This is a genomic window from Ruegeria sp. B10 (assembly GCF_056539825.1).
The window spans coordinates 50393-76460 of record NZ_JBQFVP010000010.1; the positions used below are offsets into that span (position 1 = coordinate 50393).

A 26068-nucleotide genomic window follows, 5' to 3' on the forward strand; every position below is an offset into this window, starting at 1 on the left:
GCGTGAAGACTGACGAGAATACGGGACCCGGAGCCACCGCCGCTCCGGTTGTCTCTCTGGAGCAGGCCCATCTGTCCTATGGGCCTGTTCTTGCCCTGCGTGGTGCGACGTTGAGCATCAGCGCAGGGGAATGCGTTGGACTTGTCGGCCACAATGGGGCCGGGAAATCCACGCTGGCGAATGTGATCAACGGCCGCCTGACACAAACTCAGGGCGCCGTCCACCATCGGAACGCAGATCCCGCCCTACGCAACAGCCAAAACGCGCAGAATGCAGGTATTCGCAGCGTGTTTCAGGAGCTGTCGCTCTGCCCGAACCTGACCGTTTTGGAGAACCTGCGTATCCCCTATCGCAACATGCCGCGCAAAGGCTGGCGGCGGGTCGCGCGGCAAAAGATGCTCGATGCGCTGGATCTTGTCTTTCCGGGTCATGGCATCCACGCCCGCGCCACGGTTGGAAACTTGACCATAGCCGAGCGTCAGATGGTCGAGATCGCCATCGCCTTTGCCGACCGCGACCGAGAACCCAACCTTGTTATTCTGGACGAGCCGACCTCGTCTCTTGACGCCGCCATCGCGCAACAATTGCTGGACCATATAAAACGGTTCTGTGCCAAGGGCGGTGCGGTGCTGTTCATCTCGCATATGATGGGTGAGATTTTCGAAGTCTCGACCCGGATCATCGTCATGAAAGATGGCCAGATTGTTGATGACCAACCTGCCAGCCAGTTCACCCGCGCCTCGATCGTGGATGCGATGGGGCATGTCGCGCCTGATGAAGACACCTCGGGCGCCGGGCGGGCAGATCGGACCCTCGGGGCCGAGGTCGTACGGGCAGCAAATGGGCTGAACGCCCGCGCGGGTGAAATCGTCGGGCTGGCCGGGCTTGCGGGCCACGGGCAGGCCGAAGCGCTGGCGCAAATCTATTTCGACAACGCCCCAAAATGGATATCTGCACGCCAGCCCGAGGTGGTCTTTGTCGCCGGAGACCGCGCGCGAGACGGAGTAATGCCGCTCTGGTCGATCCTGCGAAACCTCTCGCTGACCACCCTGCCCGAGTTCAGCCGGAAAGTGATGGTGGATCGCGGCAGCGAGGCAGACATGGTTCAGACCTGGAAAGACCGTATCGGCATTCGCACCGACAATCTGTTGAACCCGATCCTGTCCCTGTCGGGCGGCAACCAGCAGAAGGTTCTGTTTGCCCGCGCGCTGGCCTCCTCCGCGCCGATTGTTGTGATGGATGACCCGATGCGCGGCGTGGATGTGGGCACCAAGAAAGACGTCTATCAGATGATCCAGACAGAAGCCGCAAGAGGCCGCAGTTTCCTGTGGTACTCGACCGAGACCGACGAAATTCTCGAATGTGACCGGGTCTTCGTATTCCGCGCCGGTCAGATTGCCGCCGAGCTGGAAGGTGATGCGATCACCGAGGAGAACATCCTCAACGCCTCTTTCCAGATGCAGGAGGCCTGATATGACCAGCGACCGTTTGCGGCTATTGCTGCCCGTTCTGTCTCTGGCCGTCTTATTGGGGGCCGTATTCTACCTGCAACCCCGCGCGATGAGCTATTTTGGCCTGAACCTCCTGTTCAATTTGGCGATCCCCGTGGCCTTGGCAACCATTGCGCAGATGATGATCATCATGGTCAACGACATCGACCTATCCATCGGCACTTTTGTTAGTTTCTGCGCCTGTGTCACAGCTACTTTCGTGCATGACACGCCTCTGCTGGGCTATGGGATTCTGGCCGCTGCAATTCTGGCCTATGCCGCGCTGGGGGCCTTGATCCAACTGCGGGGATTGCCCGCAATCGTCGTAACCCTCGGCATGTCTTTCGTTTGGGGCGGTCTGGCGGTGCTGATCCTGCCCTCACCCGGCGGAGCATCGCCTGAATGGCTGAAAACCCTGATGAATTTCAAAACCCCGCTGGTACCGGTTGCCGTGATTGCTCCGCTGGTCGTGGCCTTTGCCGTGCATCTGTTGATCAAACGGTCCTGGGTGGGCGTGGTTCTTCAGGGTGTTGGCGGCAATGAACGCGCAATGGAGCGCGCTGGTTGGTCGGTCGTCCGCCTGCGGGCCTCTGCCTATGGATTGGCGGGCCTGTTCGGAGTGCTGGCAGGCATGTGCCTTGTCGGACTGACCACTGCGGCGGATGCCAATATCGCGCTACGCTATACGCTGTTGTCGATTGCGGGCGTGATCCTTGGCGGAGGCGAATTTGTCGGCGGTCGTGTCTCGCCCTTCGGGGCCGTTATCGGGGCGCTGACCCTGACCCTTGCCGCCAGCTTCCTGTCCTTTCTGCGCCTCTCGCCGGATTGGCAGATCGGTGCACAGGGCGCGATCCTGATCCTCGTTCTGGCCGTGCGACTGTTCTTTGTCCGCAAGGAGGTCTCGGCATGAGTGATCAAACCACCCCTGACACCGGACACAATCCCTTGCGGGCACTTGTTCAGAAACCGTGGCTCTGGGCTTATCTGGCCGCAGGGATTACCTTTGTCGCCACCAGTCTGCTGGCCGGGTCCGGGGCGGGGTCGTTACTCTATGCGGCGCTGACCTTTGCCTCCTTCTCGGCTATTGTCGGCATCGGACAGATGCTCGTGATTACGCTTGGTCCCGGCAATATCGACCTGTCTGTTCCAGCCACAATGACATTGGCCGCCACTTTGGCGCTAAAGTTCATGGACACGCAGTCCGCGCTGATCCTGCCCGGCCTGCTGGTTGCAATCGGAATAGGCATCGGTTGCGGGATCGTGAACTTCGCGCTGATCCTGATACTGCGTATCCCGCCCATCATCGCAACCCTGTCTGCCTCGTTCCTGTACCAATCACTGGCGATCTGGTCGAACCGGGGGCTGCGTATCAAGCCACCGGAACCCCTGGCCGAGTTCGCCTCGGGCGGGACGTTCGGGGTTCCGAATGTCGCCTGGGTCGGCATAGCGCTGGCCGTCTGCGCATGGCTGTTGCTCGAGCGCGCGATTGCAGGGCGGTGGATCTCGGCCATCGGGCAAAACCTACGCGCGGCAAGGCTCAGCGGAATTCCGGTGAACGCCGTGCGCTTTGGCATCTATGTCAACTCAGCCGTTTGTGCCGCCTTGGCGGGGTTTCTGCTGGCCAGCTTCTCTGGCGGGGCCAACCTGAACATGGGCACCGAATACATGCTGATGTCCATTGCAGTCGTCGTCATTGGCGGGTCGTCCATCGGCGGAGGCAATTCGAACGTACCCGGCATCTGGGGGGCGGCGCTGTTCATGTTCCTGATCGTATCGATGCTGAATTCATACGGTCTGGGCGCTGGAATTCGCCTGATTTTGACCGGGCTCGTGATTGTGGGTGTGGTCACTCTGGCCAGCCGAAAAGGATATAGCGCATGAGTCATTCGCAGACATATGAGGTCATCCGTCCCGTGTTTCGGGACCTGATCCACTCCAACCTCACGCTGGCGCGGATCGCAACGGGCCATGTCTGGACAGAGGGGCCGGTCTGGTTTCCCGCGCATGAAACGTTGCTGTTCTCGGACATACCAAACGCCCACATGTATCGCTGGACCCCGCATGGCGGCACCAGCCTGTTCCGCCAAAACTCGAACTATTCCAACGGCAACACGCGTGATCGCGAGGGGCGGCTGCTGACCTGCCAGCATGCGACCCACTCGGTGGTCCGGACCGAACATGACGGGCAACTGACAACAATGGCTGACCATCATGATGGCCGCCGATTGAATTCGCCCAACGACGTGATCACCCGTTCGGATGGTTCGATTTGGTTCTCGGATCCGACTTACGGCATTCTCTCTGATCTTGAAGGTCACAAAGCCACGCCCGAACAGGAGGGCAGCTTTGTCTTCCGCCTTGATCCGGACAGTCCGGAACCCACCATCGTTTCGCGAGATTTCGTACAGCCGAACGGGCTTGCGTTCTCGAAGGATGAAAGTCGCCTGTACGTCGCCGAATCCGGCAGCAGCCATGATCCGAACGTCCCATCAGTTCTGAAGGTTTTCGATGTCCAGCAGGACGGCCATCTTGGCGAGCCCAGCGATTTTGCGGCGATTGATCAAGGTCTACCCGACGGGCTGCGTGTGGACCAATACGACAACGTCTGGTGTTCGGCGGCGGACGGGGTGCATGTGTTCTCGCCCGACGGCGAGCTGCTCGGCAAGGTCAAGACGCCCGAGACCGTCGCGAACCTGTGTTTCGGTGGCCCACGCGGCAATATGCTGTTCATCACTGCAACCACCAGTGTCTACGCAGTTCACGTGAACACCAAGGGCGCTGTTGGCTAAGCAAATTCTGGACTTCCGATCCTCGCCTAGACATGGTGGCGATATGCGCAAACCCCCTCAAAAGGGTTTGCCCGAAACACGCCACCAACGAAGGTCCACCTGATGAACCAGCCCCATACGACGCGCATGAATGGCGCGCAGATCATCCTGAAAATGCTGGAGCTTCACGGCGTTTCCCATGTTTTCGGTCTGCCCGGTGAGACAACGATTGGTTGGTACAAGGAATGGCGCGCCAATAGCGGGATCGAGTTCGTGCTGACCCGCGATGAACGCACTGCGGCTTTCGCGGCTGAGGCCTATGCAAAGATCACAGGCCGCCCTGCCGTGCTTGAAGCGCCCAGCCCCGGTGTGACCCACTGCACTCCGGGCATTACCGAGGCGTTCCTCAGCTCGGTGCCGGTGATCTATTTCAGCTCGGACATCCCGATCAATCAGGACAAGAAGCACGGACTGACCGGCGTCGATCAGACCAAGCTCTATGACAGCATCTGCAAGGAAAGTTTCGTACTGACCAATGCGCGCGACATCCCGTTCCTGATCCGCAGGGCCTTTCGCGTGGCAACCTCGGGCCGTCCAGCGCCTGTTCATATCCGCGTGCCGATCAACATCTTCGGTGAAGAGGCCGAGATCACCGACCTGTATGCCGAACCCGACTACAGCACCTATCCCGCGCACCGACCGGTCGCGGATCACGGCAAGATCCGCGCTGCAATCGACGTGCTTTTGGCGGCGCAAAAACCTGCGATTGTCTGTGGTCAGGGCGCGCTGATCTCAAAAGCCTCGGACGCGATCCTTGAACTGGCTGAACGGCTACAAATCCCGGTCGGCACCACCACACCCGGCAAAGGCACAATCCCCGAGGATCATCCACTGGCCTTACGCGTCATCGGTGGCCGCGGCGGGATGGAGTATTCGAACAAATACCTTCTCGAAGCGGACACGATCTTCTTCATCGGCTCGAACACCGACAGCGCCGGAACGGATCACTGGAAACTCTATGGCGATCCCTATACCAAAAACTTCCTGCACCTTGATATTGCCGAGGCGCATGTTGGAAACACCTTCCCACTGAAGGTCGGCCTTGTTGGCGATGCCCGAGCAACCATCGAATATATGGTCGAAATCCTGAACGCTGAACATCCTGGTCTTCAGCGGACACCACTGGACCTGAACCCGATCAAACAAACCGCGCTGGACAAGGTCTTCAACTCGAACATCCCGATGCCCGAAGGCACGATCTCACCGGTCAGGCTGTCTCAGGTGTTGGACCAGATCATGCCCGATGACGCGATTGTCACTTCTGAGCCCGGCGTCAGCGCGATCTATCCTTCGGCGCTGCTGACGTTCCGCAAACCGGGGCGGCGCTACATCACCAACTACTCCATGGGAGCACTGGGATACTCCATGCCTGCCGGAGTCGGCGCGATCTATGCCCATGACGGCCCGATCATTTCATTTACCGGAGACGGATCGTTTGGGTTCGTCATCGGCGACATGGAAACCCTCAAGCGCAGCGGCAAGAACATCACCGTCATCCTGACCCGCAACGACACGTTTGGCTGGATCAGAGGAGAGGCGATCCTGCTCGACGATGTGGATGAGCCTTGGACCACCGATTTCGGACGCGTCGACTATTGCAAGGTTGCAGAAGGGTTCGGGTTCAAAACCGCCCGGATCACCTCCGAGGTCGATATCGAACCCATTCTGTCCGATGCCATCGCCAATCCCGGCGCGAATTTCATCGAGATGATGGTGCCCTCACAAGACAAGATCATCCCCTTCGTGCCCAATTGGGTCCGCGTCGCGCGCGCAAAAAACCTGCCCCACTTCTACTGAGGCAGGCTATAGGTCAGCAACTCCCGCACCAGCGGGTTGGGGAAGCGGCGTTTGAAGGTGACGGCGTGAAAGCTTTCCTTGATGCGGGGATGCTCCTCAGCCTCGACCAGACGGCCCGAGGACAGCTCATCCTGCACCACGATCGGAGCCACCAACGCAAGGCCGATATCCTCACGCGCGAGCAGGCGCATCATGGCCATGTCGTCCACTTCGGCCGCGATCTGAGGTCGGACGGACATGCGGCTGGCCATCGAATCAAACGCCGTGCGGACGCTGCTATTTGTGGTTGGCAGGATAAAGGGCTGCTCCTCCAACAGTTCCCGGATCGGGCGCTCTGGATCCAGTCGCGCCGGCGTGCCGACGATGCTGACGGGTTGTTCCGCCAGATGGTGCGTTTCAAAACTGGTTAGGCTGTCGCTGGCAGGCTCGTGATTCATGAGAACCAGATCGAAATTCAGCGTCTCTAGCCCCTCAAGCAACTCGCTGGGATTGCCTGATCGCAGGATCACCTCGACATCTGAGCGCGCCAGCATCGGACGCAGAAATCCAATCTGAAAGTTCCGTGACAAGGTCGCCTGCGCGCCAACCCGAAGCGCCGTGCGCGCGTTGCCTTCATCCTGCAAAGTGGCCACAAGTTCTTGCCCTGTCGCAAAAATTGCGTCCGCATGGTCCAGCGCGATACGTCCGGCCTCGGTCAGATGCAGCTTGCGTCCACGACGTTCAAACAGGGGGTGACCCAGCCGCTCCTCAAGCTCTTTGATCTGAACAGACAGCGCGGATTGCGACAAGTTCAGCCGCTGGGCTGTCCGGGTCAGGTTGCCATCATGGGCGACCGCCCAGAAGTAACGTAGGTGATGATAGTTAAGCGGCATATCGTTCTATTTAGTAGAACGTAATCTCTATAACAATGTATTTTTCATACACAGGATTGCGCAATATGTCCTGCTCAACCGGCAAAATCAGGCTGGACTCACAAGGAACGCGCATCATGACCTACTTGTTTCTACCTCTGCTCAGCCCGCTGATCTTGCTGGCATCGGCCTACTATGCCAGCCGCAACCCGGGACTGCGGCCAAACCGTGTCTCGAGACTTTCGGAATGGGCGGCATTGGCGGCTTTCGGAGGCGCCGCACTGTCGGCCCTGATGCTGGTTCTTCAGGGCCCCGGCACCTCGGGGTTGATCGGGTTCTGGGGTGTTGGCCTTTCCGTGCGGCTTGATGCGGTCAGCGCCATCATGGTGGTTCTGGTCAGCTTCATCGGATGGATCGTTCTACGCTACTCGGCCACCTATATGGATGGCGAGGGCCGTCAGGGTGCGTTCACCGGCTGGATGTCGGCAACACTCGCCTCGGTTCTGTTACTGGTGATGTCGGGCAACCTGATCCAATTGATGGCCTCGTGGATTGCGACCAGCCTGCTGTTGCACCAACTGCTGCTGTTCTACCCCGAGCGGACCACCGCTCAGCGGGCAGCGCGGAAAAAGGCCGTTGTGGCACGCATCAGTGAAGCCGCGTTGGCGCTCGCGGTGGTCCTGTTGATCGCAACCTATGGCACCACGGACATTGCGTCGCTCCTGTCTTCAGCTGAACCCAACGGACTGACCATCGCCGCTGCCCTTCTGATCTCTCTGGCCGCCATCATGGCCTCGGCCCAGTTCCCGGTCCACGGCTGGCTGACCGAGGTGATGGAGGCCCCGACCCCAGTCTCGGCCCTTCTGCATGCTGGTGTCATCAACGCTGGTGGTTTCCTGCTGATCCGCTTTGCCGACGTGATGCTGGCAGCACCGGGCATAATGGCGCTGCTTGTGATGCTGGGTGGGTTCACCGCGCTGTTCGGCGGTCTGGTGATGCTGACGCAACCTGCGGTGAAGACATCTCTGGCGTGGTCGACCATTGCCCAGATGGCCTTCATGATCATGCAATGCGGGCTGGCCCTGTTCTCGCTGGCAATGCTGCATATCGTGGCGCATTCGCTCTACAAGGCGCATGCGTTTCTCAGCGCGGGCGAGGCCGTGCGCAACGTCGCTGCAATTCGCCGGCCCGGCCCAGTCGCTGTGCCAAGTGCACGGAATGTGCTGCTGGCCTTTGCCACCGGCATCCTGATCTACGGCATCGTCGCCATGACCTTCGGCGTAGACGGCAAATCCGTTCAGGCGATTGCCCTTGGCGTGATCCTGATCTTCGGCGTCGCCTATCTGCTGGCGCAGGGCTTTGCTGATGCCGCACCCGGCGCGTTGACCCGCCGCACCGTTGTCTATGCTGGAGTGACCTCGATCAGCTACTTCGTCTTGCAGATCATCGCCGTGCATCTGACCAAGGGCGCCTTGCCCGCAGCGCCTGCACCCGGGCCGTTGGAATGGACGTTGATCATTCTCGCCCTGATCAGCTTTGGCGCGGTGGCCCTGGCGCAATCCACCTTCCCGCTTTGGGCCTCGCACCCGGCGGCGGCAGGCATTCGGGTGCATCTGTCAAACGGGCTCTATGCCAACGCAATCTTTGACCGGCTGCTGGACGGATGGTCCAAGCGCCAGACCGTTTAAGAGGGGTTTCTCAAAATGTATATGAAGCACGAAAGCTATCCTGCAGCCCTCCTGGAACTGGTCGCACTGGCCAATGACGCGGTGCGTCAAATCCCGCCGCTGTTCCCGCTTGCCTCCAACGTCGCGGTGAACCCATTTCTGGGGCAAACACGAGAGACGCTGGCTGTGACGTCCGCCCGGTTGGCACGGGTTTCGGGCACGCGGATCACTCCGAACCGGGCGGTATTTGCGCAGAAACTGGCAAGCGGAGAGATTTCTGAGGTCGATCTGCGGGATGCCCTCGCCAGCGTCGAAAGCCGCTTTGACGCGCCCAGTTTTGAAGATCTGCAAGCCGCGCTCGGGTCCGAGACTGCAGACTTGTCCCCCCTGCCCACGGTTGCCGATCTGGCCGCCGAGGTTTCCGGGATTGACTGGCCGGGTCTGATTGACGAACGGATCGGGGCCTGGGCCGCCAGCCATTTCGATCAGGGTCAGGCCCTGTGGCAACCCAACCGCACAGGCGGTGCCTATAGCGCGTGGCGCGAGTTCGCCTCACGCGATCTGACCCCGGAAATCCACGGCCTGAAAGGGTTCGGAGCCTTCGTGGCTGGCACCAACCGCTCGCAATGGCGGGCGATTGGCCGCGCCTCTGAGGCACTGGGAGTCACCCCTGAGGCGGCCAGCACCGCCTTCCATCGCTGGCTGATGACACTGGGCGGTTGGGCGCAATATGCCCGCTATCTGCTATGGCAGGCTGAATTGGAAGGGCAGACGGATACAAGCACCACCGAACTGCTGGCCATTCGCATGGTATTCGAAGAGGCTCTGTTTGGTCTTTACCACGATCAGATTGCCGATCGCTGGGCCGAAACCATTGCCCAGCATGAGGCCCCCATCACCCCGACTCGCGATCTGGTGATCGACGCGGTGCTTCAGGACGCCTCGGAGCGCGCGCAACAACGCAAATTGGCGCAAACCCTCAGCACACGTAAGCCGCGCAAGGTCGAAGGCCGTCCCGAGGTGCAAGCGGCCTTTTGCATTGACGTCCGCTCCGAAGTCTTCCGCCGCGCACTGGAGTCGCAGGACAGCGGGATTGAGACCATTGGTTTTGCTGGCTTTTTCGGCCTCGCCAGCGCCCACAAGGCGGCTGGCTCGGACGTGACCGAGATACGGGGGCCGGTCCTGTTGAACCCGAACGTGTGTTCCCACGCGGCCGAGGGCACGCAGGCCGACCTGAACCGCCGTTACACCGCACGGGCCAAACGGGCCTGGGGCCGGTTCAAACTGGCCGCCGTCTCCTCCTTCGCGTTTGTCGAGGCAACGGGCCCGGTCTATGCGGGCAAACTGCTGCGCGACGCTCTGGGCAAGGGCCACGGGGCCGCAAAGTTCGACCCTGCGCCGAAGCTTGACGACGGGATCGACCTGCCGACACGTGTTACCTCGGCCAAGGTCATCCTTGGGGCGATGTCTTTGACCAGCAACTTCGCTCGTATCGTGATGCTCGCCGGTCATGGCGCGGATGTGACGAACAACCCCCATGAAAGCGCCCTGCAATGTGGCGCATGTGGCGGTCATGCCGGCGACGTCAGCGCCCGCCTTCTGGCCGGTTTGTTGAACGATCATGCGGTACGTGAAGGGCTGCGCGCCGAGGGGATCGACATCCCGGCGGACACGCTGTTTCTGGCGGCGATGCACCACACTACGACCGACAAGGTCTCTCTGTTCGATCAGGATCAGGCGACGGGTCAGTGGGCCGCGCAGATCGCGCAATTGAAAACCTGGCTGACCTCGGCCGGACAACTGGCCCGGTCCGAGCGCGCCGCGCGTCTGCCGCGTGCCAAAGGGGCCAATGACATCGCCCGCCGCGCCACCGATTGGGCTGAGCTGCGCCCCGAATGGGGTCTGGCCGGATGCCGCGCCTTCATTGCCGCGCCGCGGTCCCGGACCGATGGCACGGGTCTTGCGGGCCAGTCCTTCCTGCACAGCTATGACTGGCGCGCGGATGAGGGCTTTGGCGTGCTGGAACTGATCATGACCGCCCCGGTCGTGGTCGCCAGCTGGATCAGCCTGCAATACTATGGCTCAACCGTCGCGCCCGGCCTGTTCGGCGGCGGCAACAAATTGCTGCACAACGTGGTTGGCGGCATCGGCGTGGTCGAGGGAAACGGCGGCGCGTTGCGCCCCGGCTTGCCTTGGCAATCCGTACATGACGGAGAGACGTTCCAGCACGATCCGCTTCGGCTGTCGGTCATCATTGAGGCCCCACGAGAGGCGATGAATGACATCCTCAGACGCAACGAAACCGTGAAAGAGTTGTTCGACAATCGTTGGCTGCACCTAATCGCCATGGATGAAAACGGCGATCTGGCCTGGCGTTACACCAAGGATCTGGAATGGGTCGCGATGGCGCGGGCCGAGATCAGCGCCATGGCGGCTGAGTAACAATAAAAATGCCCGGCGAGGAAACCCGCCGGGCCGTCTCATCTAAAGAGCGGCGTGGAAAAGCTGCGTCAGGTTCTCTTTCGTCAGCTCAATCGGATTGCCCCCACAGGAGGGGTCAATGATCGCGCCTTCGACCAGCTCGGGAAGCCGGTCCTCGGTCACGCCCAGTTCCGACAGTTGGCGCGGGATCCCAAGCGCATCGTTGAACTCCTGCACGAAGCTCTGGAATCCGTAGAAGCCGCCCTCGATCCCCAGATAAGCGGCAGCCTGTTGGAACCGATCCGCAATGGCGGGTGCGTTGAATTCCAGCACAGCGGGCATGCAGACCGCATTGGTCGTGCCGTGATGAGTGTTAAACACCGCACCAATCGGATGGCTCATGGCGTGGATCGCGCCGAGGCCCTTTTGAAACGCGGTCGCCCCCATCGCCGCCGCGCTCATCATCTGCGCGCGCGCCTCAAGATCAGTGCCATCCGCATAAGCACGCGGCAAATAGTCCTTGACCAACCGCATTCCCTCCAGCGCGATGCCTTGACTCATCGGATGGTAATGCGGGCTGGAATAAGCCTCGACACAATGGGCAAAGGCGTCCAGCCCGGTGCCTGCTGTGATGAATTTCGGCATACCCACGGTAAGTTCCGGGTCGCAGATCACCACGGTGGGCAGGACCTTAGGGTGAAAGATGATCTTCTTGGCGTGGGTCTCGGAATTGGTGATGACACTGGCGCGCCCCACCTCGGACCCTGTCCCGGCCGTGGTCGGCACCGCAATGATCGGCGCAATCACATCCGCATTCGCGCGGGTCCACCAATCCCCGATATCTTCAAAATCCCAAACGGGGCGCGTTTGACCCGCCATGAAGGCAACCATCTTGCCCAGATCCAGCCCCGAGCCGCCGCCGAAGGCAATCACCCCGTCATGCCCACCCGCATTATAGGACGCGACTCCAGCATCGAGGTTCTTTTCATTCGGGTTCGGGTCCACATCGCTGAAAAGACCGCGGCCCAGACCAGCGGCCTCAAGAATATCCAACGTCGCCGTCGTGATTGGCAAATCGGCCAGCCCCTTGTCCGTCACCAGCAGAGGGCGCTTCATCCCTGCCGCCGCACAGGCCTCAGGCAGTTCCTTGATGCGGCCAGCGCCAAATTTGATCGCGGTCGGGTAGGACCAGTTTCCAACAAGGCTCATGATGTTACCTTCTTCAAATGGTAGGATTTTGGGCGGGTCAGGTTGTGATACCCGATGACCGACAGGCCACCACCCCGCCCGGTATTCTTGCAGCCGGTCCAGCACAGACCCGGGTCCAGATAGTCGGCCCGGTTCATAAATACAGTGCCGGTTTCGATCTGATCACCCACTCGCGCGGCCCGGTCCACGTCACGGGTCCACAAGCTAGCGGTCAGGCCAAATTCGCTGTCATTCATCAGAGAAATGGCCTCTTCGTCCGACGACACTTTCATAATCCCAACGACCGGCCCAAAACTCTCATCACGCATCACGCGCATATCATGGGTGACATTGGTCAGGATCTGAGGCGTCAGATAAGCACCACCGTCATCCTCAGGGAATGTCTCGATATGGGCCACGGCACCGGCGGCAACCGCCTCGGCAATCTGCGCCCGCACCTCATCGGCAAAGCGCACATTGGCCATCGGGCCCAGAGTCGTCTCAGGGTCCAGAGGATTGCCCAGCTTGTAGCCCTTCACAATCTCGACCGCCTTAGCAACGAAATCGTCGAAAAGGCTTTCATGCACGTAAATCCGCTCAATCCCGCAACAGCATTGGCCCGAGTTGAACATGGCCCCGTCGATCAGAGTATCCACGGCGGCATCCAGATCAGCATCCTCCATAACATAGCCCGGATCTTTTCCGCCAAGCTCGGTCCCGACGCCAGTGAAGGTGCCCGCCGCCGCGCGCTCCATCGCCTGACCACCCCCAACCGACCCAGTGAAATTCACGAAATCAAACGCATTTCCGGCAATCAGATCATGGGTCACATCGTGGCTGAGGAAGACATTCTGAAACACATCCTCGGGCAGACCGGCCGCATGGAACGCCTGCGCCATCCTTTCACCCACCAATAACGTCTGAGTGGCATGTTTCAGGATCACGGTATTCCCAGCGATCAGCGCCGGAGCCACCGTGTTGATCGCCGTCATATAGGGATAGTTCCAAGGGGCCACCACAAAGACCACCCCATGCGGAACACGCTTGATGTACCGCCGAAACGTCTCATCCTCGCCTACCGCAATATCAGCAAGCGAGCTTTCAGCAATCTCCGCCATATGGCTGGCGCGTTCATTGAACCCTCCAAACTCACCACCATAGCGCATGGGACGACCCATCATATGGGCAAGCTCAGGCACGATCTCATCATTCATCGCACCAACAGCCGCCACACCGGCCATCACCAGATCAACTCGCTCCTGCAAGGACCGCGCCGCCCAAGCCGCTTGCGCGGCGCGCGCCCGAGCCGCCACCTCAAACGCCGCGTTCCGAGACAACACCTCCCGCTCCGCAAAAACCGACCCATCAATCGGCGAGACACATTTCAACGTCTGCCCCATAGTTACTCCATTTTTCGAAAAACAGGATCCCTGCTTCTTCTTTTCAAAAATACCTCGGGGAGCGCGAGGGGCTGGCCCCTCACTCCCGTCCTTTACGCGCGTTCAAACCCTCGGGCGACTTCCCAATCGGTCACCACACGCGCAAATTCTTCGATCTCCACCTGAGCGGCCCGAGCGTAGTGATCCACCACCTCATCCCCCATTGCGGCCCGCAACATGGCTGAACCACGCAAAGCACCCAATGCCGCGCCCAAGTTGCCGGGGATCATCCCCGTGTCGCCCTGGTAGACGTCGCCGGTTGCCGCAGGCTGCAATTCCAATCCCTCTTCAATGCCGGCAATGCCCGCCGCCAGCATACCGGCCATCACAAGATACGGGTTCATGTCCGACCCGGGGATCCGGCATTCCACCCGAATGGCCTTGGTCCCATCGCCACAAAGGCGGAAGCCAGCCGTGCGGTTGTCTACGGACCAAATGATCCGTGTCGGCGCAAAGGTGCCCTTCATGAACCGTTTGTAACTGTTGATGTAAGGGGCCATGAAATACGTGTAGTCCGGGGCATATTTCAGCAGGCCAGCCAAGTAGCTTTTCATCACATCAGACATGCCAAGCGGATCATTCTCATCGTAGAAAGCAGGTGCGCCGTCCTTCCACAGGGATTGATGCACATGGCTGGAACTGCCGACCTTGTCGTGATGCCATTTCGGCAGGAAGGTCGCCGCATGACCATGCTGCCATGCGATCTCTTTCACCGCATTCTTGGCGATCGAGTGGTACTCGGCCGTGTCCATCGCTGGCGCGTATTTGATGTTCAGCTCTTCCTGCCCGGTTTCGGCCTCACCTTTCGAGTTCTCAACCGGTATCCCCGCATCCCACAAATGGTTGCGGATCGGGCGCATCACATGCTCTTCCTTGGTGGTCTGGAGGATATGATAATCCTCGTTGTAGCCGGAAATCGGCTCAAGATCGCGAAAGCCGTTTTTGCGGATTTCGTCGAAACTCTTCTCGAAAAGGAAAAACTCCAGCTCTGTCGCACACATCGCCTCATAGCCCATGGCTTTCAAGCGGTTGACCTGCGCCTTCAACATCGCCCGTGGCGCATGCGGCACCTCTTCATGCGTGTGATGGTCGAGGATATCGCACATCACCATCACAGTGCCCTCAAGCCACGGCACCGGGCGCAGGGTCGAAAGATCGGGCTTCATGACGTAGTCGCCATATCCCCGCTCCCAACTGGTCGAGGCATAGCCGTCCGGTGTGCCCATCTCAAGATCGGTGGCCAGCAAGTAGTTGCAGCAATGGGTTTCTTCCCATGCGCCCGCAACGAAATGACCCGCGTGAAAGCGCTTGCCCATCAGACGGCCCTGCATGTCAACAAAGCACACCAGAACGGTGTCTACCTCACCCGCTGAAACCTGTGTTTTGAGATGTTCGAATGTAAGTGTCGCGGTCATTCTGCCCCCCTCCTTTAAATTCCTGATGGCGGGCCACAGCAACGCCAAAATCTCAAATGCTACCGTGGCGACCTGTGACCGCGAACGCAACCGATCATTGCGACGTTTCGGTATGAGATTTCACAATCTGCGCCTGAGTGCCTGCAAACACTGAAAAGACGGACGCGATTAAGTAACCGCGAGGCCTCAGACCTGCGGCTTGCGCGCGACGATCCAAACGGGGTGATAGCTGAGAGAGACGCCGTTTTCGGTCTGAAACTGGCGTGTGTACTCTGCCTCGAACAGGGCGAGTGTGGATTTGGTCCAGACACTTTTCGCGCGCCCGTTGACGCCGGTCTTACGCAAATGGCGCAGAACATGGCGCGGCGTGGGGAAGTACGAGGGCCGCAGCGCCTCGCCTGTCGAAAGCACCACCAGATGCGCCCTAACGGCGGCGGCCATTTGGTCAGGGTCGCATAAACCGGGGGCGCGGGCCGAGGTGCCGATTTGACTGAGTTCCCTGTATTGTTGCGGCCCAAAGCCCGAAATCACCAACCAGCCGCCCGGTGCGAGGGATCGCGCCGCCCGTTCCAACAGCGCCTGCGGGTCTTCCATCCACTGGATCATCGACGCCGAGGCAAAAAGATCGGTTCTCTCGGGCCAGATCACCCGCCGCGCATCGCCGCAGATGAACTGCGCGCCCAGCTCATCAGCCGTTTGGCGGGCTTCGGGTGCGATATCATTTAGGATGATGCTGCCGAAACTGTGGTTCTGATGCAGAAGCCGCGTGAAATGCCCGGTTCCACAACCCAGTTCAAATCCGCGTTCAAACTTGGCCGGGGCGCCGTGTCGGCGCATCTCTTCCACCAATTTCTCGGCGACCCAGGCCTGTTGGCAGGCGGTGTCGTGATAGCTTTGAAAGCTACGGCTGAAGCTACGTTGAACCCGGTCCGAGAGATGTACGGTCATGCCAGCCACTCCGCCCAGCTTTGCCCCGCGCGGAACGGGACATGAGGACCCTCGACAGTTCGAATACTATCAGCACGCGAGGCCCATGCGGCCTGTTGTGCGTTAGTAGGAACAATACGGTCTCGGGTGGGAATCCAAATACGATCAAAACCCGGATCTTCAGCTGGGCCACGGTCGATCACCGCGCGCAACTCGGCCCGAGCCGACGGGATATCCAGTTCGGGAACATCTCCGCTCGCGCCTGCACGACGGCAGAATTTGGCAAGGCTGGTCTGAGACAATTGATCCGCCGTTGCGCGGATCATGTCGGGTTCGATGCCATGCTCGGCACTTGCAGGGTTCAGCGTGCCGCTGACTGCAACCAAGCGATCTGGACGCATCCCCATTTGTTTCAGCCAATGCGCGGCTGAGGCGACGCCGAAAGAGAAGGCCAGCAAATCCAAGCGATCGAACCGCGACAAGTCTGGCAGCGGGTCATCCAGCCGGTTATAACCCTCAACAAACAGCACATTTTCCCCACCCGTGAGGCCAGAGAACGGCGCAGGACCCAACGCCCATCCCCCGAAAACGAGGATCAGATCGGGGCTATCCGAACGTGCCAGCCAGTGATGCCTCATCCGGCACCTCCGGCGAGATCGAACATGGCAGCGGTGACGCGGCTTAGTTCATCTGGCGAGATGATGTAGGGCGGCATGCAGTAAATATTATGCCCAAACGGACGCAACCAGACGCCGGTTTTTGGGGCGAGGCCATGGGCCACGACAGGGTCGACACGGTCCTTCATCTCGATCACGCCGATGGCGCCCAGAACCCGCACATCCGCAACACCGGGCAAGTCTCGAGCCGGAGCGAGTTCAGCCTGCATCTGGTGCGCAATCCCTGTGACCTCGGCCCGCCAGTCGCGTTGGACCAATTGATCGAGACTGGCAACACCGGCGGCGCAGGCCAGAGGGTTGGCCATATAGGTCGGGCCATGCATCAGCACCCCGGCCTCGCTTTCGCCGATGCCGCGCGCGACCGCTTCGGTCGCGATGGCGGCAGCCAGTGTAATATGCCCTCCGGTCAGGGCTTTGCCGAGGCACAGGATGTCAGGCACCACATCCACGTGATCCATGGCAAACAGCTCGCCACTGCGGCCAAAGCCCGTGGCGATTTCATCGAAAATCAGCAGCACGTCATGCGCGTCACACAGCGCCCGCGCACCTTTCAGCCAGTTCGGGTGGTAGAAATACATCCCACCCGCACCCTGAACGACAGGCTCCAGGATCAGCCCCGCGATCTTGTCGCCTTTTTCGTCCAATAGCTGTTCGAGCGCCATCAGACCGTTTTCGACGGGATCCTCCGACCAGTCCTGATCGAACCGGATGGTCGGGCGCGGCAGGAAATGCTGGATGGACAGAGCGCCCTTGAACAGCCCATGCATCCCATTGACCGGGTCGCACACGCTCATCGCTTTCCACGTGTCGCCGTGATAGCCGCCCCGGATGGTGGCGAACTCTGACCGCGCGCTTCGGCCTTTTGCGATCTGGTACTGCACCGCCATTTTCAACGCGACTTCGATGGCGACCGAACCGCTGTCGCTATAGAAAATGCGATCCAGACCGTCGGGCAGCATTCCGATCAGCCTACGGCCCAAGTCGACCGCGGGCGCGTGGGTCAGGCCTCCGAACATGACATGCGGTAGTTGCGTAAGTTGGGCCTGCATCGCCTCAATAATGGCCGGGTGACGATGGCCGTGAACGGTACACCACCAGGAGGACATGGCGTCGATCATCTGCCCGCCGTCCTCACGTGTCAGCCAGACGCCCTCGGACCCGGTAATCATATGCATCGGTCCGGGATCCAGCACATGGGTGTAGGGGTGCCACAGGTGGCGGGCGTCAAACTCCAGCGGGGTCATAGAGCCCTCCGGATCGCATCAAGGTCGATGGTTTGGAACGCATCCGCCAGATTTTTACGGGTCAGGTCCGAGAGGTAGGGCAAACGCCCCAGATGCCGGACCTTGCACATCTGCGCGATGGTTTGTTCGACCTCTGGCTCGGGGTCGCCGACAAAGGCAACGCCAACGACATCGCACCCCGCATTGCGCAACGCCATCAGGGACAAAGCCGTATGGTTGATCGTTCCAAGCGCGGTGCGCGCAACCAGAACCACGGGGGCGTTCCATTGCGCGAAGAGGTCCAGATAGAACACCTGCCGGTTCAGAGGGACCATCACCCCCCCTGCCCCTTCAACGACAAGCGGGCCATCGACCTGCGGCAGTTCCAGTTGGGCAAGGTCAATCTCGACCCCCATATCCTCGGCGGACAGATGCGGCGAGGCGGGCATGTTCAGACGGTAGGCCTCAGGCAGAACCTCGGCCCCGGACAGGGTGCGCAGGATGTCGGTGTCGGGCGCGTCCTCAAGCCCGGATTGCACCGGCTTCCAATAGGTGGCTCCAAGGGCGGCGGTCAGACCGGCGGAGAATATAGTCTTGCCGACGCCCGTGTCGGTTCCGGTGATGATCAGCGCGCTCATGCGGCCTCCGATTGATATGCCGCCAAAGCGCTAAACAGGGCCGAGATATCGGCGCGATCCACGTTGCCGGTGATGGATATCCGCAACCGCGACGTTCCGCGCGGTACGGTTGGCGGGCGGATGCCCCTGACGTCGAACCCTTGCGTTTGCAAGGTCTGTGCCATCGTCATCGTGCGCGCATTATCGCCCAGAATGACAGGAATGATCAGACTGTTGAGCGCAGCCTCAGCAATTCCAATCGCGCGCGCCGCATCATGGGCATGGTCAATGCGCTTCTGGGCGGCGTCGACCAGACCTGTCTGAGTAGCCAGCGCCTCAAGGGCCGTACGAACCAAAGCGGCATTCAAAGGCGACGGCGCGGTGGCAAAGATGAAGGGGCGTGCGCGGTTGATCAGCGTGTCGATCATGACCTTGGGGCCGCAGATCAGCCCTCCGGCAACGCCCAGACCTTTGCCGCAGGTGTGTAGCGTCAACAGATGGCAGTCGAGGTCATGCGCCAGCCCCCGTCCCCGAGGTCCGAACACGCCGGTCGCGTGGGCTTCGTCGACGACCAGAACGGCGTCCTGTTCCCGCGCCAAACCCGCCAAATCGGTCAGAGGGGCCAGATCCCCTTCCATCGAATAGACGCTCTCGACTGCGATCCAAATTTGGCCCGCACCGCCCTCGGCCCGCCACAGCTGCGCCTTTTCACGCGCGTCGCCGACATCATTATGCCGAAACGACCGCAGATCGGCCCGGCAAGAGAGCATGCCCTCATGTGCGCTGGCGTGAACCAGAGCGTCGTAGAGAACCAGATCATCGGCCGCAGGAAGGGTTGCGAAAATCGCCTGATTGGCCTGAAAGCCGCCACCCATGAACAAAGCGGCCTCGGCCCCGAAGAACGCGGCGGCCTCGGCCTCAAGCGCTTCATGCTCGGCGTGGTTGCCGCGCAATAGACGCGAACCACCAGACCCAACCGGAACACCGCGCGCCAAGGCCTCTTGCGCAGCCTCTTGCAGTAGTTGCGATCCGGCAAGGCCCAAATAGTCATTCGACGCGAAATCCAATCCCGACGCAGGCGTCAGGACCCGGCGGCGATGCCGAGCCTGCAAGTTGTCGAGCATGGAATCGAGCCGAGCAGCAGCCTTCATTCAGCGGCTTCCCGGCCCGCCTGATCCCCGGCTTTCTCAGCCTGTAGACCAAGTTTGGCGAACAGGACCATATCGGTGTCCTCTTCGGGGTTTTCCGCCGTCAGCAGCGTTTCGCCCACGAAGATCGAGTTCGCACCGGCGAGGAAACACATCGCCTGCATCTCGTCGCTCATCTCGCTACGGCCTGCGGACAGGCGAACATAAGAGGTTGGCATCAGGATACGCGCCGTTGCGATGATGCGCACAAAGTCGATCGGGTCGATCGGCTCGGCATCGGCCAGAGGTGTGTCGGCCTGCGGCATCAGCATGTTGATCGGAACCGAATCCGGAGCAGGCTGCATGTTGGCCAGCGTCAACAGCATATCGATGCGGTCGCCCGTATGCTCGCCCATGCCCAGAATGCCGCCGGAACACACCTTGATTCCTGCTTCCTGCACTCGGTTCATCGTATCGATCCGGTCGGCGAAGGTCCGGGTTGTGATGACTTCGGAGTAGTAGCGCTCGGAGGTGTCGATATTGTGGTTGTAGTAGTCCAGCCCCGCATCGCGCAGCTGCACGACCTGCGTGTCGTCCAGCATGCCCAGCGTCATACAGGTCTCCATTCCCATGGCCTTGACGCCTTCGACCATCGCGACCAAAGCTGCCATGTCCCGCGCCTTGGGCTCACGCCAGGCAGCGCCCATGCAGAACCGCGTCGCGCCGCCATCCCTGGCCTTCTTCGCCTCGGCCAGAACTCGCTGCACCTCGATCAGTTTGGAGGCAGGCAGGGTCGAGCCGTTGCGGGCCGATTGCGAGCAATAGGCACAATCCTCGGCGCAGCCTCCAGTTTTGATCGACAGCAGCTTCGAGGTCTGGATTTTGTTGGGGTCGAAATGCTCACGATGGACGGTTTGCGCCCGGAACAACAGGTCCATCAGCGGAAGATCATGAACAGCTTGCGCGGATTTTTTGGTCCAGCCGGAATGAGGGATGATCATTTTATCTATAAAACTCTCGGCAGCTTGCGTTGCGTCGAGTTTATTATCTACAAAAAGTCACGACGCAACCCGGCAGGCATCACAAGTTCAATATGACGCATCAATTCGCTGATCGCTGACCGAGGCCTATCCCAGAATACCCGGCAACCGCAGCCCGTGTTCGCGGGCGCAGGCCTTGGCATCCTCATACCCCGCATCCGCGTGACGCCACACGCCCGAAGCCGGGTCGTTCCACAAAACCCGTTCCAACCGTTTGGCTGCTGCATCGGTACCATCCGCACAGATCACAACGCCCGCGTGCTGGCTAAAGCCCATCCCGACCCCACCACCATGGTGCAGAGACACCCATGTGGCGCCTGAGGCCGTATTCACCAGCGCATTCAACAACGGCCAGTCGGAAACAGCGTCCGAGCCATCCTTCATCGCCTCGGTCTCACGGTTCGGTGACGCCACGGACCCGCTGTCGAGGTGATCCCGACCAATGACAACCGGGGCCTTTAGCTCTCCGGTGCGGACCATTTCGTTGAAGGCCAGCCCGGCCTTGTGACGATCCCCAAGACCGATCCAGCAGATCCGCGCAGGCAGGCCTTGGAAGGCGATACGCTCCTGCGCCACGTCGAGCCAGTTGTGCAGATGGGTGTCCTCGGGGAACAGCTCTTTCATTTTGGCATCGGTTTTGTAGATATCCTCGGGGTCGCCAGACAGGGCGCACCAGCGGAACGGGCCGACCCCGCGGCAAAACAGCGGGCGAATATAGGCGGGCACGAAACCGGGGAAGGCAAAGGCGTTCTCGAGCCCTTCGTCCTGCGCCACTTGGCGAATGTTGTTGCCGTAATCCAGCGTCGGCACGCCCGCGTTCCAGAAATTGACCATCGCAGCAACATGTTGCTTCATCGAGGCGCGCGCTGCGGTTTCAACCGCTTTGGGATCGCTTTCGCGTTTGTCCTTCCACTGAGCCATGGTCCAGCCCAGCGGCAAGTAGCCGTTGACCGGGTCATGGGCGCTGGTCTGGTCGGTGACGATATCGGGGCGCATGCCGCCGGCTTGCATCCGGGCGTAAATCTCGGGGAAGATCTCGGCAGCATTGCCCAACAGGCCGACGGATTTCGCCTCACCCGCCTTGGTCCAGCGGTCGATCATCTCAAGTGCTTCGTCCAGCGTTTCGGCCTTTTCATCCAGGTATTTGGTGCGCAGGCGGAAGTCGATGCTGTCGGGGTTGCATTCAACTGCCAGACAGCAGGCCCCGGCGAAAACCGCCGCCAAAGGCTGCGCGCCACCCATTCCACCCAAACCGCCAGTCAGGATCCATTTCCCGGTCAGATCACCGCCATAGTGCTGACGACCGGCCTCGGCGAAGGTCTCATAGGTACCCTGCACGATGCCCTGCGTGCCGATATAGATCCACGAGCCAGCGGTCATCTGGCCGTACATCATCAGACCCTTCTTATCGAGCTCGTTGAAGTGATCCCAATTGGCCCAATGCGGCACGAGGTTCGAGTTCGCAATCAGCACCCGAGGCGCATCCGTATGCGTCCGCACAATGGCCACGGGTTTGCCGGATTGCACAACCAGCGTTTCATCCTCATCCAGATCCTTGAGGCTGGCCACGATCGTATCAAAGTCGTTCCACGTCCGTGCCGCGCGCCCGATGCCGCCATACACAACCAGCTCATGCGGGTTCTCGGCCACGTCCGGATGCAAGTTGTTCATCAGCATCCGCAGCGGCGCTTCGGTCATCCAGCTTTTGGCGTTCAACTCTGGCCCGGTGGGTGGATAGATATCACGGGTGTTCTTGCGAGGGTCGGTCATGATGCAAGCTCCAATGCTGTGTCTTGGACGGCGTCCAGAATGTCGAATAGCCAGCGGCGCAAACGGTCGGCTTTGCGGTCGTCATAGGACCATGGCGGGCGCTCGGTCGTCAGGTAGGAGGATTGGGCCAGCTCCATCTGAATGGCGTGGAGACCCTCGGCCGGGCGGCCATAGTGGCGCGTCGTCCAGCCGCCTTTGAACCTTCCGTTCAAGACGGTGCTATAGGGTGATGAAGCGGCAAACTCATGGGCCGCTGCCTCGATCTCAGGCGCGCAGGTCGTGCCGTTATTTGTGCCCAGATTCATATCGGGCAAAACTCCGTCAAACAGGTACGGAATGGTGCTGCGGATCGAGTGGCAGTCATAGAGGACCGCAATGCCGTGGATCGCCCTAACCCGATCCAATTCGGCGTTTAGCGCTGCATGGTAAGGCGCGTGAAACACGGCGAGGCGATCTGCGATGTCTTTGTCGGATGGCGGCTGATCCCAGATCCCATTCCCATCGAAATCGGTCAGCGGAACCAGTGTAGTCGTGTTCTGACCGGGATAGAGCGACACGCCCGACGGATCGCGATTGGCGTCGATCACATAGCGGTGGAAACTCGCTCGAACCGTCGTCGCCCCGGGCAACAACCCGTCGTAGAGCGTGTGGACATGCCAATCCGTATCCGTCAGCGCCCTGCCCCGCACGTTCAGCTTGGTCTGAATCTCGGGCGGCACATAGGTGCCCGTATGGGGCAGGCCCAGAACAATAGGGCTATCGCCTCGGGTGACCTCAACCGGATCTATCACGCGCCCAACTCCGGCATGGCAACACCAGTGTTATGAGCGATCTCGCCACTAGAGATCAGGGTTGAGGCCGCCTCGATATCCGGCGCGGTATAGCGGTCGTCCCCCAAAGGCGGCACCACCTCACGCAACCGAGCCATCACGTCTTGTAGCGTCTCACTGGTGGGCAATGGCGCGCGGAATTCGATCCCTTGCGTGGCGCAGAGCAGTTCAACCCCCAGAATGCGTTCCAGATTGGTCACCATCTGCCCCAGACGCCGCGCGCCATGGGCCGCCATTGAGACATGGTCCTCCTGATTGGCCGAGGTGGGCGTCGAATCCGTCACGCAAGGGTTGGCGAGATGCTTGTTCTCGCTCATCAAAGCCGCCGTCGTGACCTCGGCAATCATCAGGCCCGAGTTCAGCCCCGGATTAGGCGTCAGGAACGGCGGCAGATCAAAGCTGAGGACGGGGTCCACGATCAGCGCGATGCGGCGTTGGGCGATGGCTCCGATCTCGGCCACGGCCAGCGCGATCATGTCGGCGGCGAAACCAACTGGTTCGGCATGAAAGTTACCGCCCGAGACGATCAACCCGGCCTCGGACAAGACCAGAGGGTTGTCGGTGGCGGCGTTCGCCTCAAGCTCAAGCGTCGTGGCGGCCTGTCGGATAACGTCCATTGCCGCACCGACGACCTGCGGTTGGCAGCGGATACAATACGGGTCCTGCACGCGCGTGTCGCCGTCGCGGTGGCTTTCTCGGATCACCGATCCGGCCAGCATGGCGCGCATGGTGGCTGCGGCCTCAATCTGGCCGCGATGGCCGCGCAGGCTGTGTATTTCTGGCTGCAAGGGCGCGGTGGATCCCATGATCGCATCCGTAGTCAAAGCCGAGGTGACCAGCGCGCTCTGCGCCGCTTGCCACGCGCCGAACAGGCCCGCCAATGCAAAAGCGGTCGAAAACTGGGTGCCATTGATCAGCGCGAGGCCTTCTTTCGGGCCAAGCTCCACCGGCGTTAGGCCAGCTGCCGCCAGCGCCTCAGCCCCCGGCATCACCTTGCCGCCATATTCGGCCTCACCCGCGCCCATCATGACAGCGGCCATATGGGACAGCGGCGCCAGATCACCAGAGGCCCCGACCGAGCCCTGTGCGGGGATCACAGGGGTGACGCCCTTGGCCAGCATTGCCTCGAGAAGCGTGATCAATTCCAGCCGCACGCCCGAGGCTCCGCGCCCAAGGCTGAGCAGTTTCAGAACCATCATCAACCGCGCATGCGCTCGCGGGATCGCTGGGCCGACGCCGCAGCAATGCGACAGGATCAGATTGCGCTGCAAGGTCGCCGTATCCTCGGCCGCAATCTTGACACTGGCAAGCTTGCCGAAGCCTGTGTTGACGCCGTAGACTGCGGCCTCACCCGCAGCGGCATCCGCGATGCGCGCGTGGGCAGCCAGAATGCCGGGATGGCATACCGGATTTAGCTGCACGGCGCATTCGTCTAAGAACACCTGCTCCAACTGCGCCAGAGAAACAGCGCCGGGTGTAAGGGTCAGGGTGGTCAAACTGCGCCTCCGATAATGCGAGTGTGTAGCGAATTGAAGCCGATGCGATAGGACAGCTCGGCCGGGTGAGTGACGTTCCAGATCGCCAGATCAGCGCGCATGCCGGGTGCAATCTGGCCGCAATCGTGCAAACCCAGCGCGCGGGCCGCGTTGAGGGTCACGCCTTTCAGCGCCTCTTCGGGCGTCATGCGGAACAGGGTGCAGCCCATGTTCATCGCCAAAAGCAGAGAGGTCATCGGGGCCGAACCCGGATTACAATCCGTCGCCAAAGCCATCGGGACATTGTGCTTGCGCAGCAGATCAATGGGCGGCGATTGCGTTTCGCGCAGGGTATAGAAAGCACCGGGCAGGATCACACCAACAGTGCCTGCACGAGCCATTGCCACCGCGCCCTCATCATCGAGGTATTCGATATGATCCGCAGACAGTGCGCCGTAGCTGGCCGCCAGCTTTGCGCCGCCGAGATTGGACAGCTGTTCGGCGTGGAGTTTGATTGGCAGGCCAAGCTCTCTCGCCACATCAAACAATGGCACGAGTTGGTCGGGCAGAAAGGCAATCCCTTCGCAGAAGGCATCGAGTGCGTCGACCAGTCCCTCGGCATGGGCGGCGCGCAGGGTTGGAATGCAAATCTCACTTATGTATGCGTCCGGATTGCCCTTGTACTCCACCGGCACCGCATGGGCGCCAAGAAAACTGGTTACGACCCGCACCGGACGGTGGTCTTGTAAAGCCCGCGCGGCGCGCAGCATGTTCAATTCGGTCTCGCGATCCAGACCGTAGCCGGATTTTACTTCGATGACCGAGACACCTTCGGCCAGCATCGCATCCACGCGCGGCAGCGCTTGAGCGATCAGGTCGTCAAGAGTGGCGGCGCGCGTGGCCGTTACCGTCGAGATAATGCCGCCTCCGGCGCGGGCGACCTCTTCATAGCTCGCCCCATTCAAGCGCATCTCGAACTCGACCGCGCGGTGGCCGCCGTGGATCACATGCGTGTGGCAGTCGATCAGAGCGGGTGTCACCAGACGCCCTGCACAGGACGTCTCAGACAACCCGGCACAGGCTTCGGGCAATGCGGCCTGCGGCCCAACCCATGCGATTTTTTCGCCCTCGATCACAATTGCCGCTGACTCGATCACCCCATAAGGCGCGCCATTCTCCACCATGGTTGCGGCGCTCAAGTCCTTCAGGATGTGGGTTGTGGGCATTTGATTCTCGCAGTGGATGCAATTCTCTCTTTTCTAGTACATTCCAATATGTTTTATGTC

21 protein-coding genes are annotated in these 26068 nt (G+C 60.6%); 7 read left to right on the plus strand and 14 right to left on the minus strand.

Annotation, left to right across the window (positions count from 1 at the left end):
- The first annotated feature begins 2 nt into the window (after positions 1-2).
- From ACR0J4_RS14800 to ACR0J4_RS14820, 5 genes are all read left to right on the plus strand, one after another.
- Entirely contained in the window at positions 3-1472 is a 1470-nt protein-coding gene (locus tag ACR0J4_RS14800; protein WP_170641299.1) for a sugar ABC transporter ATP-binding protein, read from the plus strand.
- A gap of 1 nt (position 1473) precedes the next feature.
- Positions 1474-2400 (plus strand): ABC transporter permease, encoded by a 927-nt coding sequence (locus ACR0J4_RS14805; protein WP_170555060.1) that lies wholly within the window; start codon positions 1474-1476, stop codon positions 2398-2400.
- A complete protein-coding gene (locus ACR0J4_RS14810) occupies positions 2397-3371 on the plus strand; it encodes an ABC transporter permease (protein ID WP_170641297.1) in 975 nt (324 codons plus the stop codon). Before ACR0J4_RS14805 ends, ACR0J4_RS14810 begins: the two co-directional genes overlap by 4 nt.
- Positions 3368-4279 carry an SMP-30/gluconolactonase/LRE family protein gene (locus ACR0J4_RS14815; RefSeq protein WP_170747330.1) on the plus strand — a complete coding sequence of 304 codons (912 nt, stop codon included), beginning with the start codon at positions 3368-3370 and terminating at the stop codon, positions 4277-4279. The genes ACR0J4_RS14810 and ACR0J4_RS14815 overlap by 4 nt, the downstream gene beginning before the upstream one ends.
- A 102-nt stretch (positions 4280-4381) precedes the next feature.
- Positions 4382-6115: a thiamine pyrophosphate-binding protein gene (locus ACR0J4_RS14820; protein WP_170641293.1), complete on the plus strand. Its 1734-nt coding sequence runs from the start codon at positions 4382-4384 to the stop codon at positions 6113-6115.
- Here the strand turns inward: ACR0J4_RS14820 and ACR0J4_RS14825 are convergent.
- Positions 6109-6987, minus strand: a complete 879-nt coding sequence (locus ACR0J4_RS14825; RefSeq protein ID WP_170641291.1) for a LysR family transcriptional regulator — start codon at positions 6985-6987, stop codon at positions 6109-6111. The genes ACR0J4_RS14820 and ACR0J4_RS14825 overlap by 7 nt on opposite strands.
- Before the next feature lie 116 nt (positions 6988-7103).
- Here ACR0J4_RS14825 and ACR0J4_RS14830 point away from each other — a divergent pair, with 116 nt between their 5' ends.
- Both ACR0J4_RS14830 and ACR0J4_RS14835 read left to right on the plus strand, forming a co-directional pair.
- The gene (locus ACR0J4_RS14830) at positions 7104-8654 is read left to right on the plus strand and encodes a proton-conducting transporter transmembrane domain-containing protein (RefSeq protein ID WP_170641289.1); all 1551 of its coding nucleotides are present in this window, start codon (positions 7104-7106) and stop codon (positions 8652-8654) included.
- Between the two features lie 15 nt (positions 8655-8669).
- Positions 8670-11075, plus strand: a complete 2406-nt coding sequence (locus ACR0J4_RS14835; RefSeq protein ID WP_170641287.1) for a DUF2309 domain-containing protein — start codon at positions 8670-8672, stop codon at positions 11073-11075.
- Positions 11076-11117: 42 nt separating this feature from the next.
- Here the strand turns inward: ACR0J4_RS14835 and ACR0J4_RS14840 are convergent, their stop codons facing one another.
- The 13 genes from ACR0J4_RS14840 to hutI all read right to left on the minus strand — a co-directional run bounded on the left by ACR0J4_RS14840 (position 11118) and on the right by hutI (position 26008).
- Entirely contained in the window at positions 11118-12263 is a 1146-nt protein-coding gene (locus ACR0J4_RS14840; RefSeq protein WP_170641285.1) for an iron-containing alcohol dehydrogenase, read from the minus strand.
- On the minus strand, positions 12260-13642 hold the full coding sequence (locus tag ACR0J4_RS14845; protein WP_170641283.1) for an aldehyde dehydrogenase family protein: 1383 nt from the start codon (positions 13640-13642) through the stop codon (positions 12260-12262). The genes ACR0J4_RS14840 and ACR0J4_RS14845 overlap by 4 nt, the downstream gene beginning before the upstream one ends.
- Positions 13643-13734: 92 nt before the next feature.
- Complete coding sequence (locus ACR0J4_RS14850) at positions 13735-15096, minus strand: glutamine synthetase family protein (protein WP_170641281.1); 1362 nt, start codon at positions 15094-15096, stop codon at positions 13735-13737.
- Between the two features lie 186 nt (positions 15097-15282).
- Positions 15283-16044 carry a methyltransferase domain-containing protein gene (locus ACR0J4_RS14855; protein ID WP_170641279.1) on the minus strand — a complete coding sequence of 254 codons (762 nt, stop codon included), beginning with the start codon at positions 16042-16044 and terminating at the stop codon, positions 15283-15285.
- Positions 16041-16661 carry a pimeloyl-ACP methyl esterase BioG family protein gene (locus ACR0J4_RS14860; protein ID WP_170641277.1) on the minus strand — a complete coding sequence of 207 codons (621 nt, stop codon included), beginning with the start codon at positions 16659-16661 and terminating at the stop codon, positions 16041-16043. Before ACR0J4_RS14860 ends, ACR0J4_RS14855 begins: the two co-directional genes overlap by 4 nt.
- Complete coding sequence (gene bioA, locus ACR0J4_RS14865; RefSeq protein ID WP_170641275.1) at positions 16658-17944, minus strand: adenosylmethionine--8-amino-7-oxononanoate transaminase; 1287 nt, start codon at positions 17942-17944, stop codon at positions 16658-16660. Before bioA ends, ACR0J4_RS14860 begins: the two co-directional genes overlap by 4 nt.
- Positions 17941-18561 carry a dethiobiotin synthase gene (gene bioD / locus ACR0J4_RS14870; protein ID WP_170641273.1) on the minus strand — a complete coding sequence of 207 codons (621 nt, stop codon included), beginning with the start codon at positions 18559-18561 and terminating at the stop codon, positions 17941-17943. The genes bioA and bioD overlap by 4 nt, the downstream gene beginning before the upstream one ends.
- A complete protein-coding gene (locus tag ACR0J4_RS14875; RefSeq protein ID WP_170641271.1) occupies positions 18558-19691 on the minus strand; it encodes an 8-amino-7-oxononanoate synthase in 1134 nt (377 codons plus the stop codon). Before ACR0J4_RS14875 ends, bioD begins: the two co-directional genes overlap by 4 nt.
- A complete protein-coding gene (bioB, locus tag ACR0J4_RS14880) occupies positions 19688-20668 on the minus strand; it encodes a biotin synthase BioB (RefSeq protein WP_170641269.1) in 981 nt (326 codons plus the stop codon). Before bioB ends, ACR0J4_RS14875 begins: the two co-directional genes overlap by 4 nt.
- 126 nt (positions 20669-20794) lie before the next feature.
- Complete coding sequence (hutU, locus tag ACR0J4_RS14885; RefSeq protein ID WP_170641267.1) at positions 20795-22477, minus strand: urocanate hydratase; 1683 nt, start codon at positions 22475-22477, stop codon at positions 20795-20797.
- Positions 22474-23265 carry an N-formylglutamate deformylase gene (gene hutG / locus ACR0J4_RS14890; RefSeq protein ID WP_170641396.1) on the minus strand — a complete coding sequence of 264 codons (792 nt, stop codon included), beginning with the start codon at positions 23263-23265 and terminating at the stop codon, positions 22474-22476. The genes hutU and hutG overlap by 4 nt, the downstream gene beginning before the upstream one ends.
- Positions 23265-24803, minus strand: coding sequence for a histidine ammonia-lyase (gene hutH / locus ACR0J4_RS14895; RefSeq protein ID WP_170641265.1), 1539 nt, complete (start codon positions 24801-24803; stop codon positions 23265-23267). Before hutH ends, hutG begins: the two co-directional genes overlap by 1 nt.
- Positions 24800-26008, minus strand: coding sequence for an imidazolonepropionase (gene hutI, locus ACR0J4_RS14900; RefSeq protein ID WP_170641263.1), 1209 nt, complete (start codon positions 26006-26008; stop codon positions 24800-24802). The genes hutH and hutI overlap by 4 nt, the downstream gene beginning before the upstream one ends.
- Positions 26009-26068 lie beyond the last annotated feature (60 nt).